Origin of the sequence: Arthrobacter sp. ZGTC212, from assembly GCF_002929255.1 — a bacterium.
Classification (GTDB): domain Bacteria; phylum Actinomycetota; class Actinomycetes; order Actinomycetales; family Micrococcaceae; genus Arthrobacter_B; species Arthrobacter_B sunyaminii.
Genome location: NZ_PJIJ01000001.1, coordinates 1,005,303 through 1,020,592, shown reverse-complemented (window position 1 = coordinate 1,020,592; position 15,290 = coordinate 1,005,303). Strand labels below are relative to the sequence as shown.

At 66.4% G+C, this 15,290-nt stretch carries 15 protein-coding genes; 3 read left to right on the top strand and 12 right to left on the bottom strand.

Annotated elements, in window-relative coordinates; all coding sequences use genetic code 11:
• Positions 1 to 15: 15 nt before the first annotated feature.
• From CXQ89_RS05015 to galU, 10 genes are all read right to left on the bottom strand, one after another.
• Positions 16 to 978, bottom strand: a complete 963-nt coding sequence (locus CXQ89_RS05015; RefSeq protein WP_104160464.1) for an ABC transporter substrate-binding protein — start codon at positions 976 to 978, stop codon at positions 16 to 18.
• A complete protein-coding gene (locus tag CXQ89_RS05010) occupies positions 975 to 1,760 on the bottom strand; it encodes an ABC transporter permease (RefSeq protein ID WP_258059869.1) in 786 nt (261 codons plus the stop codon). Before CXQ89_RS05010 ends, CXQ89_RS05015 begins: the two co-directional genes overlap by 4 nt.
• A 10-nt stretch (positions 1,761 to 1,770) precedes the next feature.
• On the bottom strand, positions 1,771 to 2,544 hold the full coding sequence (locus CXQ89_RS05005) for an ABC transporter permease (protein ID WP_104160463.1): 774 nt from the start codon (positions 2,542 to 2,544) through the stop codon (positions 1,771 to 1,773).
• A gap of 1 nt (position 2,545) precedes the next feature.
• Positions 2,546 to 3,688, bottom strand: a complete 1,143-nt coding sequence (locus CXQ89_RS05000) for an ATP-binding cassette domain-containing protein (RefSeq protein WP_308471674.1) — start codon at positions 3,686 to 3,688, stop codon at positions 2,546 to 2,548.
• A gap of 115 nt (positions 3,689 to 3,803) precedes the next feature.
• Positions 3,804 to 4,256, bottom strand: a complete 453-nt coding sequence (locus tag CXQ89_RS04995) for an NUDIX hydrolase (RefSeq protein WP_258059868.1) — start codon at positions 4,254 to 4,256, stop codon at positions 3,804 to 3,806.
• Positions 4,249 to 5,175, bottom strand: coding sequence for an N-acetylglucosamine kinase (locus CXQ89_RS04990; protein WP_104160462.1), 927 nt, complete (start codon positions 5,173 to 5,175; stop codon positions 4,249 to 4,251). Before CXQ89_RS04990 ends, CXQ89_RS04995 begins: the two co-directional genes overlap by 8 nt.
• Positions 5,176 to 5,233: 58 nt before the next feature.
• Positions 5,234 to 6,433 (bottom strand): aminoglycoside phosphotransferase family protein, encoded by a 1,200-nt coding sequence (locus CXQ89_RS04985; RefSeq protein WP_181032227.1) that lies wholly within the window; start codon positions 6,431 to 6,433, stop codon positions 5,234 to 5,236.
• A gap of 25 nt (positions 6,434 to 6,458) precedes the next feature.
• The gene (locus CXQ89_RS18305) at positions 6,459 to 7,529 is read right to left on the bottom strand and encodes a hypothetical protein (RefSeq protein ID WP_181032226.1); all 1,071 of its coding nucleotides are present in this window, start codon (positions 7,527 to 7,529) and stop codon (positions 6,459 to 6,461) included.
• 87 nt (positions 7,530 to 7,616) lie between these two features.
• Entirely contained in the window at positions 7,617 to 8,231 is a 615-nt protein-coding gene (locus CXQ89_RS04980) for a GNAT family N-acetyltransferase (RefSeq protein ID WP_104052673.1), read from the bottom strand.
• 4 nt (positions 8,232 to 8,235) lie between these two features.
• Positions 8,236 to 9,141: a UTP--glucose-1-phosphate uridylyltransferase GalU gene (gene galU / locus CXQ89_RS04975; RefSeq protein WP_104052674.1), complete on the bottom strand. Its 906-nt coding sequence runs from the start codon at positions 9,139 to 9,141 to the stop codon at positions 8,236 to 8,238.
• A 78-nt stretch (positions 9,142 to 9,219) separates the two neighbouring features.
• Between galU and CXQ89_RS04970 the strand changes: the two genes are divergently transcribed.
• The 3 genes from CXQ89_RS04970 (at position 9,220) to cpaB (ending at position 11,052) form a co-directional block, all read left to right on the top strand.
• Positions 9,220 to 9,843: a 5-formyltetrahydrofolate cyclo-ligase gene (locus tag CXQ89_RS04970; protein WP_104160460.1), complete on the top strand. Its 624-nt coding sequence runs from the start codon at positions 9,220 to 9,222 to the stop codon at positions 9,841 to 9,843.
• Between the two features lie 98 nt (positions 9,844 to 9,941).
• The gene (locus CXQ89_RS04965) at positions 9,942 to 10,268 is read left to right on the top strand and encodes an FmdB family zinc ribbon protein (protein ID WP_104160459.1); all 327 of its coding nucleotides are present in this window, start codon (positions 9,942 to 9,944) and stop codon (positions 10,266 to 10,268) included.
• Positions 10,269 to 10,377: 109 nt separating this feature from the next.
• Entirely contained in the window at positions 10,378 to 11,052 is a 675-nt protein-coding gene (gene cpaB / locus CXQ89_RS04960) for a Flp pilus assembly protein CpaB (RefSeq protein WP_258059866.1), read from the top strand.
• A 43-nt stretch (positions 11,053 to 11,095) separates the two neighbouring features.
• Here cpaB and CXQ89_RS04955 read toward each other — a convergent pair whose 3' ends face one another.
• Together CXQ89_RS04955 and CXQ89_RS04950 are read right to left on the bottom strand one after the other, a co-directional pair.
• Positions 11,096 to 11,284, bottom strand: coding sequence for a hypothetical protein (locus CXQ89_RS04955; protein ID WP_104052677.1), 189 nt, complete (start codon positions 11,282 to 11,284; stop codon positions 11,096 to 11,098).
• Positions 11,281 to 15,189 (bottom strand): DUF4011 domain-containing protein, encoded by a 3,909-nt coding sequence (locus tag CXQ89_RS04950; protein WP_181032225.1) that lies wholly within the window; start codon positions 15,187 to 15,189, stop codon positions 11,281 to 11,283. Before CXQ89_RS04950 ends, CXQ89_RS04955 begins: the two co-directional genes overlap by 4 nt.
• Between the last annotated feature and the right edge of the window lie 101 nt (positions 15,190 to 15,290).

The window sequence follows — 15,290 nt, the reverse complement described above, 5'->3', positions numbered from 1 at the left end:
ACGGCGAACCAAGGGTTAGGCGAAGCCCTTTTCTTCCAGCCACATGCGGGCTGCTTCACTGGGATCCATCTTCTGGTCTCCGCTGACGGCCTGGTTCAGGTCGATCAGGTCCTCGGTGGTCAGTTCCGCAGACACTTTGTTCAGCACCTCTGCAGCCTGGTCATTCACTGCCTGCGAGGAGGCCAGCGGAACCACCTGCTGGGCGGGCCAGTTCTGCAGCGGGTCCTCCAGCACCACCAGGTCATTTTCCACAATGGCCGGGGTGGTGGTGTAAATGTCTGCAACCTGCACGTCATCCTTGAGCAGGGCGTCCACGGTCAGCGGCCCGCCGCTGTCACCGATCGGCGTGAACTCCTTGAACTCGCAGCCGTACTTGTCCTTCAACCCGATCAGGCCCTGGACCCGTTCCGCGAATTCCGCCGGTGCAGCCAGCGTCAGCTGGTCACAGACCTTGGCCAGGTCCTCGATGCTCTCCAGCTGATACTTCTCCGCCGTGGCCTTGGTGACCACCATGGCGTCCTTGTTCTCGGCGTCGGACGGCTCGAGGATGACCAGACCCTCGGGCAGGGCACCGGGCAGGGCATCAATGATCTCCCCGGCGTCCACGAGTTCAGTGTCCGGGTCCACTCCCACCAGCAGCGCGCCGGTGTATTCGGGGATCAGGTCAATGGAGCCGTCCTCCAGTGCGGGGAGGTAGACCTCGCGTGAACCGATGCCGAGCTTGGTCTCTGCGGGAATTCCGGCACCGTTCAGCGCACCGGCATAGATCTCCGCCAGGGTGCTGGATTCGGGGAAGTCCGCCGATCCCACCACAATTGTTTCGGCAGCCCCGGACGCAGCGCTTTCCGACGGCGATTCCGAGGCCAGCGGGTCACCTCCGCCGCCGCTGCAGCCGGCCAGCCCGAGGGCCAGGGTGATGCCTCCGGCCAGAACGATCAGTCCCTTGGGCCGGGCAATCCGGCGCTTGTGCTGCGTCATTGTTTTCCTCCTTGTGAGCCGGCAGCGGAAAATCCGCCGCCGGTGGGTGTAGGTGCGGTCGGAGCTGCTGTACCGGCCGCGGCGACGCGGCCCTTCTGCAGCCCGGGTGAAATCAAAAGACGTGCTGCCAACGCAATCACGGCATCCACTGCAAGCGCCAGCAAGGCAATGATGACCGCGCCGCCGAAGACCCTGCCGTAGTCGCCAACGGCCAGTCCGTCGATGAGGTACCGCCCGAGTCCTCCCAGGTTGATGGTTGCCACCACGGCGGCGGTGGCCACGACCTGCAGTGTGGCGCCCCGCAGTCCGCCGAACAGGACCTTCAGCCCGTTGGGGATTTCGACCCGGAACAGGATCTGCAGTTCCGTCATGCCCATGCTGCGGGCCGAGTCCACGATGCTGCGGTCCACGGCAGCAATCCCCGAATAGGTGCCGGCCAGCAGCGGGGGTACGGCCAGCAGGACCAGGGCCCAAATGGGCGGCATGAGGCCCAGACCGGCCAGGAGGACAAAGAGGGTCAACATGCCCAGGGTTGGCAGGGCGCGCAGCAATCCGGAGATGGTCACAACGGCCATCTGGCCGCGGCCGGTATGTCCGATGAACAAACCAATCGGCACGGAGATGGCCAGGGCAATCAGCAGAGTCAGTCCGGTGTACTGCAGGTGCTCCAGGGTGCGCACGGGAATCCCGGCGGCTCCGGTCCAGTTTGCGGGATCCGTCAGCCATTCCCAGCCCTGCCCCAGGGCATTGGTGGAGGTGTACTCGGTGCGGGGAATCGTCACGGCCACCGGATTACGCCCCCTTCAGTGCGACGTCGGGCGCCGCTGCCGGGGTGCCGGGGGCGGCCTGGTCTCCGGGCCCGGGGACGCCGGCAGTGCCGGCGCCCCTGCGCCTGCGCAACCCGAACATACCTGCGGAGGCTCCCGGAACCCGGCCGGCGCGCAGCCAGGGCGTCAGCGCACGCTGCAGCAGCACGAACACCAGGTCCATCAGGAAGGCCAGGACAAGCGTGGCAACAATGCCCACCACAATCTCGGTGATGAAGTAGCGGCGCAGCCCGTCCCGGAAGAAGAAGCCCAGGTTTTCCACTCCGATGAGGGCGCCCACGCTGACCATGGAGATGTTGCTGACCGACACCACCCGCAGCCCGGCAATCAGGACCGGAACGGACAGCGGCAGGTCCACGGTGAGGAACCGGCGCAGCGGCCGGTACCCCATGGCGACGGCGGCCTGCCGGACGCCGTCGTCCACTGAGTCGAAGGCGTCAACGGCCACGCGCAGCATCAGCGCCACGGCGTAGATGGTCAGCGCGATGATGATGTTGCTGATGTCCAGGATGCGGGTTCCAAGGATGGCGGGCAGCGTCACGAAAAGCGCCAGGGACGGAATCGTGTAGAGCAGCGACCCGGCGGCAAGAATGATGCCGCGGACGCGGTTGCTGTTGCGGACCAGAGCTGCCAGCGGCACCGCGATGAGGATGCCCAGCACCAGCGGCACGATGGACTGGTACAGGTGCAGTCCGGTCAGCCGGAACACCTGGTCGGTGTGGGCGAGGAACCATTCCATGTCAGCCCGCGCTCCGCTGCAGCCTGGCCTGCTCGATGAGTTCCAGCACCTCGGCGGCCCTAATGGTTCCCGTGACGCGGTTTTCCGGGTCCACCGCTACGCCCAGCCCCGCGGGGGAAGACAGTGCGGCGTCGAGCGCCTGCCGCAGGGTTTCCCCCTCGCGGTACAGCGACCCTCCCGGGACCAGCTGATCCGCGGCAGTGAACGACGCGCGCCGGGACGCCGGCACCCAGCCCAGCGGCCGCCCGCCGTCGTCGACTGCGAGCGCCCAGTCCTCCTCCACAGCCACCGCAGGATTCGCCAGTTCGGCGGGTGTCAGGAGCTGCACCGGATGCAGTGGCACACCGTTTCCCGCTTGGAAGGACAGATGCCGGAACCCGCGGTCCCGCCCCACGAAGCCAGCCACAAAGTCATCCACCGGGGCCCGCAGGATTTCTTCGGGTGCCGCGTACTGGGCCAGCCGTCCGCCCGCGCCGAAAACCGCGACCTTGTCTCCCAGGATTGTTGCTTCATCAATGTCGTGGGTGACAAAAACAATGGTTTTGGCCAGGTCCCGCTGCAGGCGCAGCAGTTCCTGCTGCAATTCCGCACGCACCACCGGATCCACGGCGCTGAACGGCTCATCCATGAGCAGTACGGGCGGATCTGCGGCGAGCGCCCGCGCCACGCCGACCCGCTGCTGCTGTCCCCCCGATAGCTGGGCCGGGTACCGTCCGCCCATTGCAGAGGCCAGCCCGACGACGTCGAGCAGTTCTGCGGCACGGGCACGGGCGCTGGTCCGGGACTGTCCGTTGAGGCGCGGAACGGTTGCCACGTTGTCCAGTACGGTGCGGTGCGGCATCAGGCCGGCGGACTGCATAACGTATCCCATGGACCGCCTGAGCTGGGGAGCTTTGACCCCGCTGACGTCGGCGCCGTCCACTGTGATGGTTCCGGACGTGGGTTCCACCATGCGGTTGATCATTCGCAGGGATGTTGTCTTTCCACAGCCCGAGGGTCCAACAAAGACGGTGACGGCACCGCGGTCGATGTCCATGCTCAGGTTCTCCACGGCGGGCGAGGCCGAGCCGGCGAAGGACTTGGTGACACCGCGGAAGGTGATCATCGGTTCGACGGCCCGCGGGGCGGAGTCCGGCAGGGTCATGGGGAAACCTTCCGTTTTTTGTGCGGGAGTCCCGCCTCTGGCTGCGGGGGGTCCGCAGACGGGCCGTCCTGACGTGTGTTTACGGTAGGACACCCGGTGGATGTAGTCCAGCAGATCATTCGGAACGGACAGCCGGGCGGATGGCTGCCATCTTCAGCCCCACCTGCACCAGGGGTGCCGGTCCCAGCTCGGGAACCCGGTCCAGCGGCACCCAGGCTGCCTCGTCGGTGCTGCCGTCCAGCTCATGGGTGAGCGTCCCAGACAGGACACGGGCACGGTAGACGATCCGCAGTGCGTGGAGCAGGTTCCGGTTTTCGCCGGGAAAGCGGTGCTCCGGTTCGATGAAGATGCTGTCCACCCCCAGCAGCTCCTCCGGTTCCACAAAATAGCCGGTCTCCTCGCGGACTTCCCGCACGACGGCGGCGGTCGCGTCTTCACGCACCTCGAGTCCTCCCCCGGGCAGGGTCCAGCTGGAATAGCCGTGGTCACGCCAGTGCGAGAGCAGGATGCTGCCGTTTCGGATGATGACGGCGTATGCGCCCACCCGGGTGTCGAAACTTTCAGCCACGCTGGACGTCCTGCGCGGCCAAATACCGGACACCGTGCACCGGGTCCTGTTCCAGGAACCGGATGCCGGTCAGCCCGGCGCGTTCCAGGTCCTGGCGCAGCCGGTCCCGGAGCAGCGGCTGATACATGCCCAGGCCACCGCCAACCACCACGGGGCCGCTAATGTCCAGCAACCGGGCAGTATCCGCCGCCAGCCCCGCCAGGTGACGCGCTCCTGCCGCCACAATTTCGCTGCCCGCGGCGCTGCCCTGCGTTGCAGCATCAAAGACCACTGAGGCTTTCGAGGCCCAGTACCGGCGCCCGGTGCCGGTGTCGTGAAACAGGGCGATGAGTTGCTCCGGATCGGTCACTGAGCAGGCGGTCAGCAGCGCGGCGGACAACTCATCCGGCTGCTGGCGAAGGTTGAAGCGGCGCAGGGTATGCCGGACGGCTTCACGCGCCATCCAGTAAGCGCTGCCCTCATCGCCCAGAAGGTAACCCCAGCCTCCGCAGCGGGCCTCTTCCCCGGCCGGGTTGAGCCCCCACGCCACGGATCCGGTCCCGGCAATCAAGGCAATGCCGGCCGGCGTCTGTCCGGCCGCCAGGATCAGGCGGGTGTCATGGATGACGTCCACCGCGGCGCCTGGAACGTGGGGGCTGATCAGCGCACGGAGCGCGTCGGCGTCGTCGGCGGTGTCAATGCCGCCGGAACCGGCGATAACGCGGTTCACCGGAACGGAGCCCAAAGCCGAAAAAATCTCGGCGAGGTTGGCGGCAGCCTGCGCCGGGGTAACGTTCTGGACATTGGCGCTGCCGCTCACTGCTTCCCCGGCGGGAACCCCGTCAACGAGGAGCAGCCCGTGGGTTTTGGTTCCGCCGATGTCCAGGCCAATGGTGATCTGGCCGGAACCGCTGCTTTGTGCCCCGCGGAGAATGTCCATTTGTCCACCCTACTTTCCTGGAGCGCCGAGCGGCACTTGCGGAGCGCTTTCGGTGCGGTCAGGAATGTTCCCGGGAACGGACCAGAAGCTCCTGTGCTGCGGCCAGCGTTCGGTCCGCTGCCTCCGTGCCCCGCCCCGCCGCACCGGCCACGAGGGTCAGCGCCACGGCGGCCGCCCGGGAGTAGAGAGCGGCGGGATCCGTTTCGGCCGCGAAGGCGCCCGCAAAGCGGTCCGCGGAGGCCCTCAGACCCGGGCTCCGCGGGTTTACCGCCGCAAAAACAAACAGGTGCCCCGTAAAACAAGCGAGATCATCCACCAGGTGTCCGGGGCCGAGGGCGTCCACATCCAGCATTCCGCTGATCTTCCACCCGGCCCGGCCTGGGTTGTCTACGAGGAGGTTGCCGCCGTGAAAGTCACCGTGCGCGGTCACCAGCGGGCCCGGATCGGCAGCGCGGACCGCAGCGTCGATTTCGCGGGCACACCGGGTAATCCGTTCCGCCTCCTGCGGGAACGCGACGGCGGCTCCCGCGGCGTAGTCCACAACGCGTTCGGCCCATGCCGGTCTGCGGCGAAAAGCCAGTGCCTCCGGCGGCAGTCCCGCCAGGAGATCGAGCAGCGACTGCGGGTCAACATCATCCGGGGACACATGGAGGTGCTGATGCAGGGAACGGCCTGGAAGTGCCCGCAGGGCCAGGACACTGTCCGGCTCCGGAACGGCTCCGGCGGGGATCTCCAGCAGCGCAGGCACGGGAAGTCCCGCAGCTGCCGCCGCTTCCAGCCGGCGGCGAAGCTCGGGAGCCAGTCCCGGCTGCAGAACTTTGAGGTAGGCCGTGGCACCTTCGAAGGTGCCGCGGACGACTGCGCGGCGCAGCGGCCGGTAAGCCGCCAGGGTCAAAGACGCCCGGGCGCCGTCCGTTCCGGCGCCAAAGAGGTCCCGGGCCACGGCGCCGGGGCTGGTAGCCCAGGCCAAACCCGCCAGGACAGGGTCCCGGGGATGCACCCAGAGTCTCACGGCCGTACCGTCCACGGAGCCCCGCACGGTCCGGCGGCTTTGTTCAGGGGTCAATGCAGCGGTGGTTGCACCCACCTGCAGTTGTACGGATTGCCGGCCGCTGTCGGCTGAACCGCGGCGGGATACTGCTTCGACCCGGTACAGGGCACTGATTCCTGCACCCGGACGGTGATGGGTGCGCAGGTGGCTCCAGGACAGGGGCACCAACCCCAGCGGACGCACCGCAGCCATCAGCGGTCCGGACATGCCCGGACCTTCCAAACGGGATTTCTTAAGCGCGGCGGCGCTGGAGCACATCGTCGAGATTGATCTTGCCGGTCCCGGGAGCTGCCTCGGCTCCGGCGGAGTCCGAGGACTCTGTAACCGCGGGGGTAACCCCGGCGCGGAGGGAAGTGCGGCCGGCAGGCTTGGGGGTCTGCGGCGGAACAAGCGGTTCCGGTGCCGGGCGCTGGGCCACGGGTGCTTCCACATAAATCGGCTTGGGCACTGCAACCGGTTCCCACGGGGTGGTGGAGGTTTTCGGCGGTCCGGCAGGGCCCTGCGGGGTTGAGGCGGCAGCGAAATCGAGGGCTGCACTGCGCAGTTCCGCTGCTGTGAGCGGGCGGTCGGAAGAACCGGGCGCCGTGGTGACTGTGGCCTGACCCGGAGCTCCGGCAACGGCGGACCCGCTGTCGGCTTCCGGGCTGCTTTCAGCGTCAAACAGGACAGTTTCACGCTGCGGCCTTACGGGCTCCGGGGAAACTTCCTGCGGCTCGTCTGCCTCGTACGCGGGCTCCGGTGCGGACACCGGCTGGTGCCGGCTCCCGGCGCTCATGGCAACCCTAAAGGCTGCGTCGACGCGGCGGCGGCGGTCCCGTACCGCGAGGGCACGAAGCGAGGCAACTGCTGCCCCGGCCAGGACAATTCCGACCACGGGCATCCACCATGAAGCAGCACCGAAAGCGGCCAGCGGGAGTCCAAGGACAACTGCGGCCAGGGCCAGCGCACCCATCAGGGCCAGTGCGGTGCGGCCGTAACGGACGCGGAAAACCGGCTGCGGGCCCTGGTGCCCGCGCGGCGCGTCCGGGGACGGTGTCCGGGAAGCATGGTTTCCAAGCCCGGCGGCGGACTCGTTGTACGAGGTGGACTCGTTGTACATAGTGGTGTTTCCCTGCTGGGACAGTCCATCAGCGGAGATGGAAGAGCGGATGGCTGTTGAGGAGGGAGCCGGGCGGACCGCCGGCCGGTGGGCTGCCGGCACCAGTGCAGTGCCTGACAGGCGGAATATATAGGGGGCAACCCACAGCAGCCAGAGACCAACGGTGACGGCCAGGATCAGGGAGCTGTTAAGAGGGAAGTCCACAACTACGACGTTATGAGCTAATGCACAGGTGACTGCGCATTCGTGTCGGTGTGTCGGAGTTCAGTGCCAAAAAAGGATGCCCCGCTGTCATGTCCTGGCCAGCCAGCGGGTCAGCAATCCCTCCGGAACATCTTCGGTAGTGAGGGCAAAGCTGCGGTGATCAGCCCATTGCCCGGCAATGTGCAAATATCGTTTCCGCAGCCCTTCATCACGAAAACCCAGCTTTTCGACAACGCGAAGACTGGCGGCGTTCTCCGGTTTGATGTTGATTTCCATCCGGTGGAGTCCAAGGGCACCAAAGCAGTGGTCCGTAGCCAGAGCAACCGCTGTCGGCGCGATCCCCCGGCCGGCCCTCGCTTCGTCCACCCAGTACCCCAGGGTGGCCATGCGGGCTGATCCCCAGACAATGGTGGACACGGTCAGCTGCCCCGCAATCGCCGGCGCAGAACGCAGTCCCTCGCGTTCAGTGATGAGGAAAGGGAGTGCTGTTTCCTGGCGCGCCTGCTGGTTCAGGCTGCGCACCATAGCCGCATAGGACGGAAGGTCGCCGCCGGGAAGCGGATTGCTTGCTTCCCAGGGCGCCATCCATTGGGCATTGCGGATGCGGAGGTCCGTCCACTCGCGCCGGTCGCGGTAGCGGATGGGGCGCAGCCCCAGGTCGCCGCATTCCAGCGTCACCGGCCAGATGGCCGACCCCCACACGACATCAGCTTTCGAGCGTACCGGTGAAGTCCTTGAGCCACTCGCGCAGGTCCGGACCGAGGTCCTCGCGCTCGGAGGCCAGCGTCACTACGGCTTTCAGGTAGCTCAGCTTGTCACCGGTGTCATACCGGCGGCCGCGGAACACGACGCCGTACACGCCGGCGCCTTCACCCTCTTCCCGTGCGGCCAGGGTCTGCAGGGCATCGGTCAGCTGGATTTCTCCGCCGCGTCCGGGGCCGGTTTCCTCCAGCACATCGAACACCGCCGGGTGCAGGACATACCTGCCGATAACGGCAAGGTTGGACGGTGCGTCAGCAACATCCGGCTTTTCCACCAGCTTGTTCACACGGACGTAGTCTTCGCCTTCGACCACGGAGATGTCGGCGCAGCCATAGGCGCTGATCTGCTCCGGCTCCACCTCGATGAGGGCAATAACCGAACCGCCGGTCTTGGCCTGGACCTCGACCATCTTGGTCAGGAGTTCGTCACGGGCGTCAATCAGATCATCACCGAGGAGTACAGCGAACGGCTCATCTCCGACGTGAAGCTTGGCCCGCAGCACGGCGTGTCCCAGACCCTTGGGGTCACCCTGGCGCAGGTAGTGGATCTCGCCGAGTTCAGAAGCCGCCCGCACCAGTGCAAGTTTTTCGAGATCGCCCTTATCCTCAAGCGTCTTTTCGATAAAAGGGACGCGGTCAAAGTGGTCTTCGAGGGATCGTTTGTTACGGCCGGTAATCATCAGGATGTCGGACATACCGGAATTGACGGCCTCCTCCACCACATATTGAATGGCGGGCTTATCCACTACCGGCAGCATTTCCTTCGGCATGGCTTTGGTTGCCGGCAGGAAACGGGTACCCAGCCCGGCTGCGGGAATTACGGCTTTGGTTACGGTGGCACGTGAAGTCATGTCCGTAAGAGTACATAAGCGGGGCCCCATTCCACCAAATGCGCGCCATTTTCACGCCGCGGTTGGGACAATGGTCGGATGCCTCACTCTGCTGCTTCCAAGGACCAGGCCCGGAACGAATATCGACGGCGCCGGCGGGAGCTGCCATCCGCCGCTGCGCTGGTTGCCGGCCGGTCGCTGGCAGCCCGTGCTTTCACCGTCATTCCGCGTTTGGTGTCCCCCGCTGCCACGGTGGCCGCGTACCTGTCCGCCGGACGTGAACCTGACACAGGTCCGCTGCTGGCAGGACTGCACGCGGGGGGATACGACGTCGTGGTTCCGGTCTGCGAGCCTGAGCGCCAGCTTTCCTGGTGCCGCTGGACACCCGAATCATCCCTCGTACCCGGGTTATTCCCGTCCGTTCCCGAACCTGCCGGGCCCAGGCTGTCGGTGCAGGACCTCCCAAACCTCGAACTGCTCCTTATCCCGGCCCTGGCCGTTGATGCCGAGGGGATGCGGATGGGCAAGGGCGGCGGCTACTACGACCGGTTCCTGTCCGGTTTCAGGGCCAGGGGTAACGCTGCCCCGGCGGTTGGCGTGGTCTATGACCAGGAATTTGTGTCTGCAGGGTCCTGGGAATCCGATTCCCTGGACCAGCCGGTGAACGCGGTGCTGACCCCCTCACAGTGGACGAATCTGCCGCTTAGGCCGGTGTATAGTTAGCACTCAAGGGCACCGAGTGCCAGCCGGGCCTGACAGTAGTCAGTGAATCAGGCGGGCCCGGGTCCTGACATCTTGGTTTTCAGGAGGAGTAAGTAACAGTGCCTACGTATGCCTATGCCTGCAAGGACTGCAGCCACACGTTCGATATCCAGCAGTCCTTCACCGATGACACCCTGACGGTTTGCCCCGAGTGCAGCGGCAACCTGAGGAAGAAGTTCAACAGTGTAGGGGTGGTGTTCAAGGGGTCGGGTTTTTACCGCACTGATTCCCGCGATGCCAAGAGCACCCTTCCGGCAGCACCGGCCAAGACTGACAGTGCTTCGTCCACTGTCTCTACAGCTGCCTCGTCACCGGCACCGGCAACTTCTTCCGCGTCCGCAGGATCCTCCGGCTCGTCCTCAGGCAAGGGCTCTTCCGCCGCTTAGCGGCCCAACGCTCCTCCCCAGCGGGCATACGGGGACATTCGGGGAAGAAATATCCTCAGCAGCCCGAACGATGCGTTCCTGCCCGGTTGACCGGGCCTAGGTTCGGTGCGTGAGTCCTTACCCCGCACCAAGTCCCCGTTTCGCCTCCGCCCTTCGCCTGCGGTTAAAAAGATTCCTGCTCCGCCGCAGGCGCCTGATCGCGGCCCTCTTGTGCTGCGCCGCCGCGGGCACAGCCGTCCAGGCGCTGTTGCCGCCTGCTGCCGGTGAAAATCCACTTGTCGTCTCGGCCTCGGACCTGCCGGCCGGAGCCGTACTCACGTCACGGGACCTCCGGACGGTGACGGTTCCGGCAGCAACCATGCCCCCGGGCTCATTCGCTGCCCCTGGTCAGGTTGCCGGCCAGCGGCTGGCCACTCCCCTGAAGCAGGGCAGCCCGGTGCTGCAGACATCGCTGGTGGGTAAAGGACTCCTGACCGGAGCCCCGCCCGGTTCCGTGGCGGTGGCGATCCGCCCAGCCGATCCTGCCATGGTTGCGCTGTTGGCCCCTGGACAGCTGGTGGACGTGGTCCTCGCAGGCTCCGACGGCATGCAGCATTCGGACAGCCCGGTGCTTCTCGCCTCCGGAGCACCCATCCTGTGGACGGCTGCGGACGGTGCTTCCGCGTGGCCGGGTTCCGCCGAAACCGATGCCATGGTGGTACTGGCGGCCGCACCTGACCAGGCTGCCGCCCTTGCCTCCGCCTCGGGGTCCGGCCTGGTTCACCTGATCCTTACCGGGGGCTGAGCTTTTCCCGGCGACGACAGTGACAGTCCCGGCGACGACAGTGTCAGTCCCAGTGCGGCGGCCGCTGTTCGAGCAGCCAGGTGTCCCGGTCCTCGGGTTCATCGCCCCACACCCGGGGATCGTCCTCCGCGGCCTTGGCCTTGAGTTCGGCCGGGGCTTCTTCCTTCCGTGCCGGCAGCGGGCGGGGGACGGTGCCCCCGCTCGCGCGGCGGTGCGGCTTCCGGGGCGTCACGGCCGCCGTGCCTCCCGGCTTGATGCATCAGGATCAGTCTCGGGCTTGGGTGCAACTGTGCCGCGTTCCCTGATCCGGCTGCTGCCGTGCGGCTTTGAGGGGAGGCTGCCGCGGCGGGCAAGCGACCCGCTGACGGAAGTCCCCCCGGACTGGACCGGCTTTCCTTCACCTTCCCTGGGTGCGGGCAGGTTGAGGTATCGTCCCACCAGATCCGCGCAGGCTGACGGATCGCTAAAAACCTCAATGGTCCACAGCGGCATATAGCGCCACCCCAGACGTTCCAGCAGCTGGGGCCGCAGCCGGCTGCGCTCACGCACGCTCATTGTCCGGTACCGCTCGGTGCCGTCGGACTCGATGGCCATCGGCACGGCGGGTTCACCGTCGGCGTTGCTGCCGTCAACGGTAGCCACAATATCGATGGCTCCCTGATAGTGGTCCCACACTTTGGCACCGCGGGCCCGCAGCCGGTTGACGAGGTCAGCCACCAGCGGATCCTCCTCCATGATCCCGCCTGCAATGTTCTCGGCTCCGCGGGGCGCCGAACCCGTTTCGGCAGCTTCGCTGCGCTGGGCGGCGGAAGGCGCCGACTGGTCCAGTTCCCGTTTGATGAGGTCGTAGAAATCGAGGGCACCGTACCCGAGGCGGGACTTGTCCAGGTCCTCGGGCCGGAAACATGTCAGGACATGCAGCCTGCTGCGGGCACGGGTCATGGCCGTGAGGAACTTTCCCCGCCCGTCGGACGCGGACAGCGGCCCGAAGGTGTGCAGTGCACGGCCGTGGGGAGTGCGCCCGAACCCGAGGGAGAAAATCACGCTGTCGCGCACCAGCCCGGCCGCGCGGTCCACGGGGACCACCCGGAAGGATTCCTTGCCCGGAGTGAAGAAGTCGGAGGCCCAGGGGAAATTGGCCATCTGCACCCGGATTGCCTCGGCAACACGCACGGCATGCCGCGGGCTGGCCGTGACAACTGCCAGGGACTGGTGCGGACGGCGGCGGATGTGCTCGAAGACCAGGTCTACAACGCGGTTGACCTCGGCGGCCACGCTTTCGACACCCTCGTGGTCGGCGCTGGGCATACCCGTGCCGTCCGCCAGGTATTCGACGGTGAGCGGACGTTCAGCGGAAGAAACCTCGGCGCCGCGCGGAACCATGGTCAGGCGGCCGTCATAGAAACTGCGGCTCAGCTGATTCATGAGTGCGCGGTCAGTGCCGCGGTACACGGTGGACAGCGTCCGGGTCGGCAGGACGGCGGTCAGGGCTTCGAAAACACTGACGAGGTCATGCTGCTCCCCCGCCGGACGGGAGGGTTCAACGCCAATCGTGAACGGCCTCGGACCGCCAAGCTCCCCGTCACCGAAAGCGATGACCTGGGCGGCCCGTGCCAGGGCGGGAACCGCGGACTGCAGGGAGGTGGATTCGGCGTCGAGGACAATGACGGCGTCAAAGGACCTGGTGCCGGGCAGCACCATGGGCAGGACCAGCGGACTGGCGGCCCAGACCGGCAGCAGTGCGGAAACCAGCTCGGCTGACTGAGCGCACAGGTCCGGCAGGGTGAGCGGACCGTTCTTGATGGCGTCGCGCAGAGCGGCTGCATCGGAGGGCGCAGCCTTCACTCCACGGCGCCACCTGTCCGCGAGGGCAAACCGCACCCGGGCGCTGCCGGAGGCAATGTGCGCGTTGTCCGCCAGACGGTATTCGGCTTCAAGCCGGCGCAGGCTGTCGCCGTCGGACATAGCCAAATAATCATCGCCGCTGATCATCGCTTCAAGAGCCGACTGCCACCAGGCAAGCTCAAGCTCATAGCCAACCTGCCGCGGCTGGACTTCACGGGCTTCGAGGTCATCCAGCAGCTCGCCCAGACCCTGGCCGCGCATTTCGTCCAGCAGGAGGGTGCGTTCGGGCAGGGTTTCCAGCGTTTCCCGGTCCCCGGCCAGCGCATCGAGCTGCTTCTCCAGCTCATCCAGCGTCAGCTCGGCGAGGTTCGGCTTGGCAGGCGTCCCGTCAAGAATGCCCGTGAGGGTGTCCAGTTGGTCCTTGACGGTGATGTAGGACCGGTTGATGTCGGCCAGCCCGGTGGGCACCGAGGGGTGGCGCTGCGTAGTGGCGTAGCGGCCCCACACGGCGCGCTGCTGCTGGACCTCAACCAGTGAGGAGTGCAGGTCTGAAATGTGCACCCCGGGCCGGATGTACTCCTTGGCGACCCGCCGCAGGCGGGACCGGGTCATGGAGCTCATGTCCACGGCGCGTTCACGCCGCCAGGACGAGGACGCCGTGGCGGAAATCAGGTCACTGACCGGACGGTCGAAGATGTCCGGGGTGAACTTGTCCAGGCTTTCACGCACCGCGACCAGCAGCTCCAGCTGCTCGCCCCACTGTGCAAAAGTTTCACCAAGGCGGATCTGCGAGTGTTCGGCAACGGACTGCACCTGTGCGCGCAGTTCGGGCAGGTCCCGGGCCAGGCTTTGGGTGAGCTCGTACGCCTCTTCCGTTTCCTTGCGGTTGAGCAGCTTGGCGCCGAACCAGGGGCTGGTGGTGGCGGCACGGCTGAAGCTGCCCAATTCCGCGGCCCGGCGCAGCCTTCCGGTCAGCTCGGTCCGGTCCGTGATGCTGTCCAGGACACTGCGCTTGAGCCGGACAGTGGTGGCCGGTGCAGGGCTCATGGACGTGAGTTCCGCCAGGGACTGCATGGCCTGGTAGGGCGAGCAGCCCCAGCGCCGGCGAACGTTGTGCAGTGATTTCACGTGGTCGCGCAGCTGGTGCCGGTTGGAGACCAGAACCTTGTGCAGGCTTTCCAGATCCGGGTCCGCAGCCTTTTCGTTGCGGACGATGGCCCGAATCAACTGATCCTTCAGCTGCTGCTCAGTCAGGCCGGCGTTGATTTGGAGCACGGCGGATCCCAGGTGCAGGGAATCCAGCGCGGAGACAAACTGATTCAGCGTCCCGCGGCGTTCGGCCACCACGAGAACGGACTTCCCGGCATGGACCAGCGCAGCCGCGGCATTGAGGGCAGTTTGCGTCTGTCCGGTTCCGGGAGGCGCGGAGACCACCAGTGACTGGCCGTCCAGGATCAGGTCCAGGACGTCCTGCTGCTCATGGTCGGCATCCAGTACCAGCAGCTCATCGGCCGGCAGCCGGTCATCCAACGGCGGCAGTGCGGGATCCTTGGCATCCGGGGCGGCGCTGCCCGTGCCGCGTGCGGAGTCCATCAGGGCCCGCAGGATGGGGTGGGCGGGGTCCAGGGCGCTGTCTTCAGCCAGATCCGACAGATCAGCGAAGGTGGAGACCAGGAGGCGGTGTTCAATGTTGATGCCGCGGACCCCCTCCGTGACGGCCCGCAGTTTTTCCAGGACCGGGTGCGGATCAAACCTCGCGGTGCCGTAGGCAAGACGCGCCAGTGCCTCGACGTCGATGTCCAGGCCCTGTTCATGCTGCAGGTGGCGGACAAAAGCGGGGTTCAGGGCTGCCTTGTCGGTGAGCTGCAGCTCATAGTCGTCCTGTGAGGGGTGCACGGTCAGCGAGACCGGGGTCAGCAGGACCGGAGCGGTGAGCGACTCGGGGCGGACGGCGTCGTCGTCAGCGTAGCGCCAGGAGGCGGTGCCGGCGGCCAGGTAGCCGACGTCGATGCCTCGGTCCGTGCCGAGCTCGTAGATTTTCGCACGCAGCAGGCGCCCGGCCTTCATGGCGGCACCGTACTGCTCTGAGTCGCGCAGCAGGGTGGACAGGCGCGTGCGGCGTCCCGCCAGCAGCTGGGCCAGCCCGGACGGGTGCGCATGGGTCAGATCGATGCTGTTGGAGGGTGACGGGGTGAAGTGAAGCAACGTGTCCGATCCGGCATGCTGTCCCAGTTGTCCCAGCCACGGCAGCAGGAAGTCCGAGGCGTTGTCCCCGGGATTCTGCTCAGACACTGGTGCCCTCTTTTCTGCACTTCCGCGCGACGTTCTTGACCAAATTGGCATACCTTCCAAACTATCGCTTCCTGCCGGGTTTACCCGACATAGCAACGCGG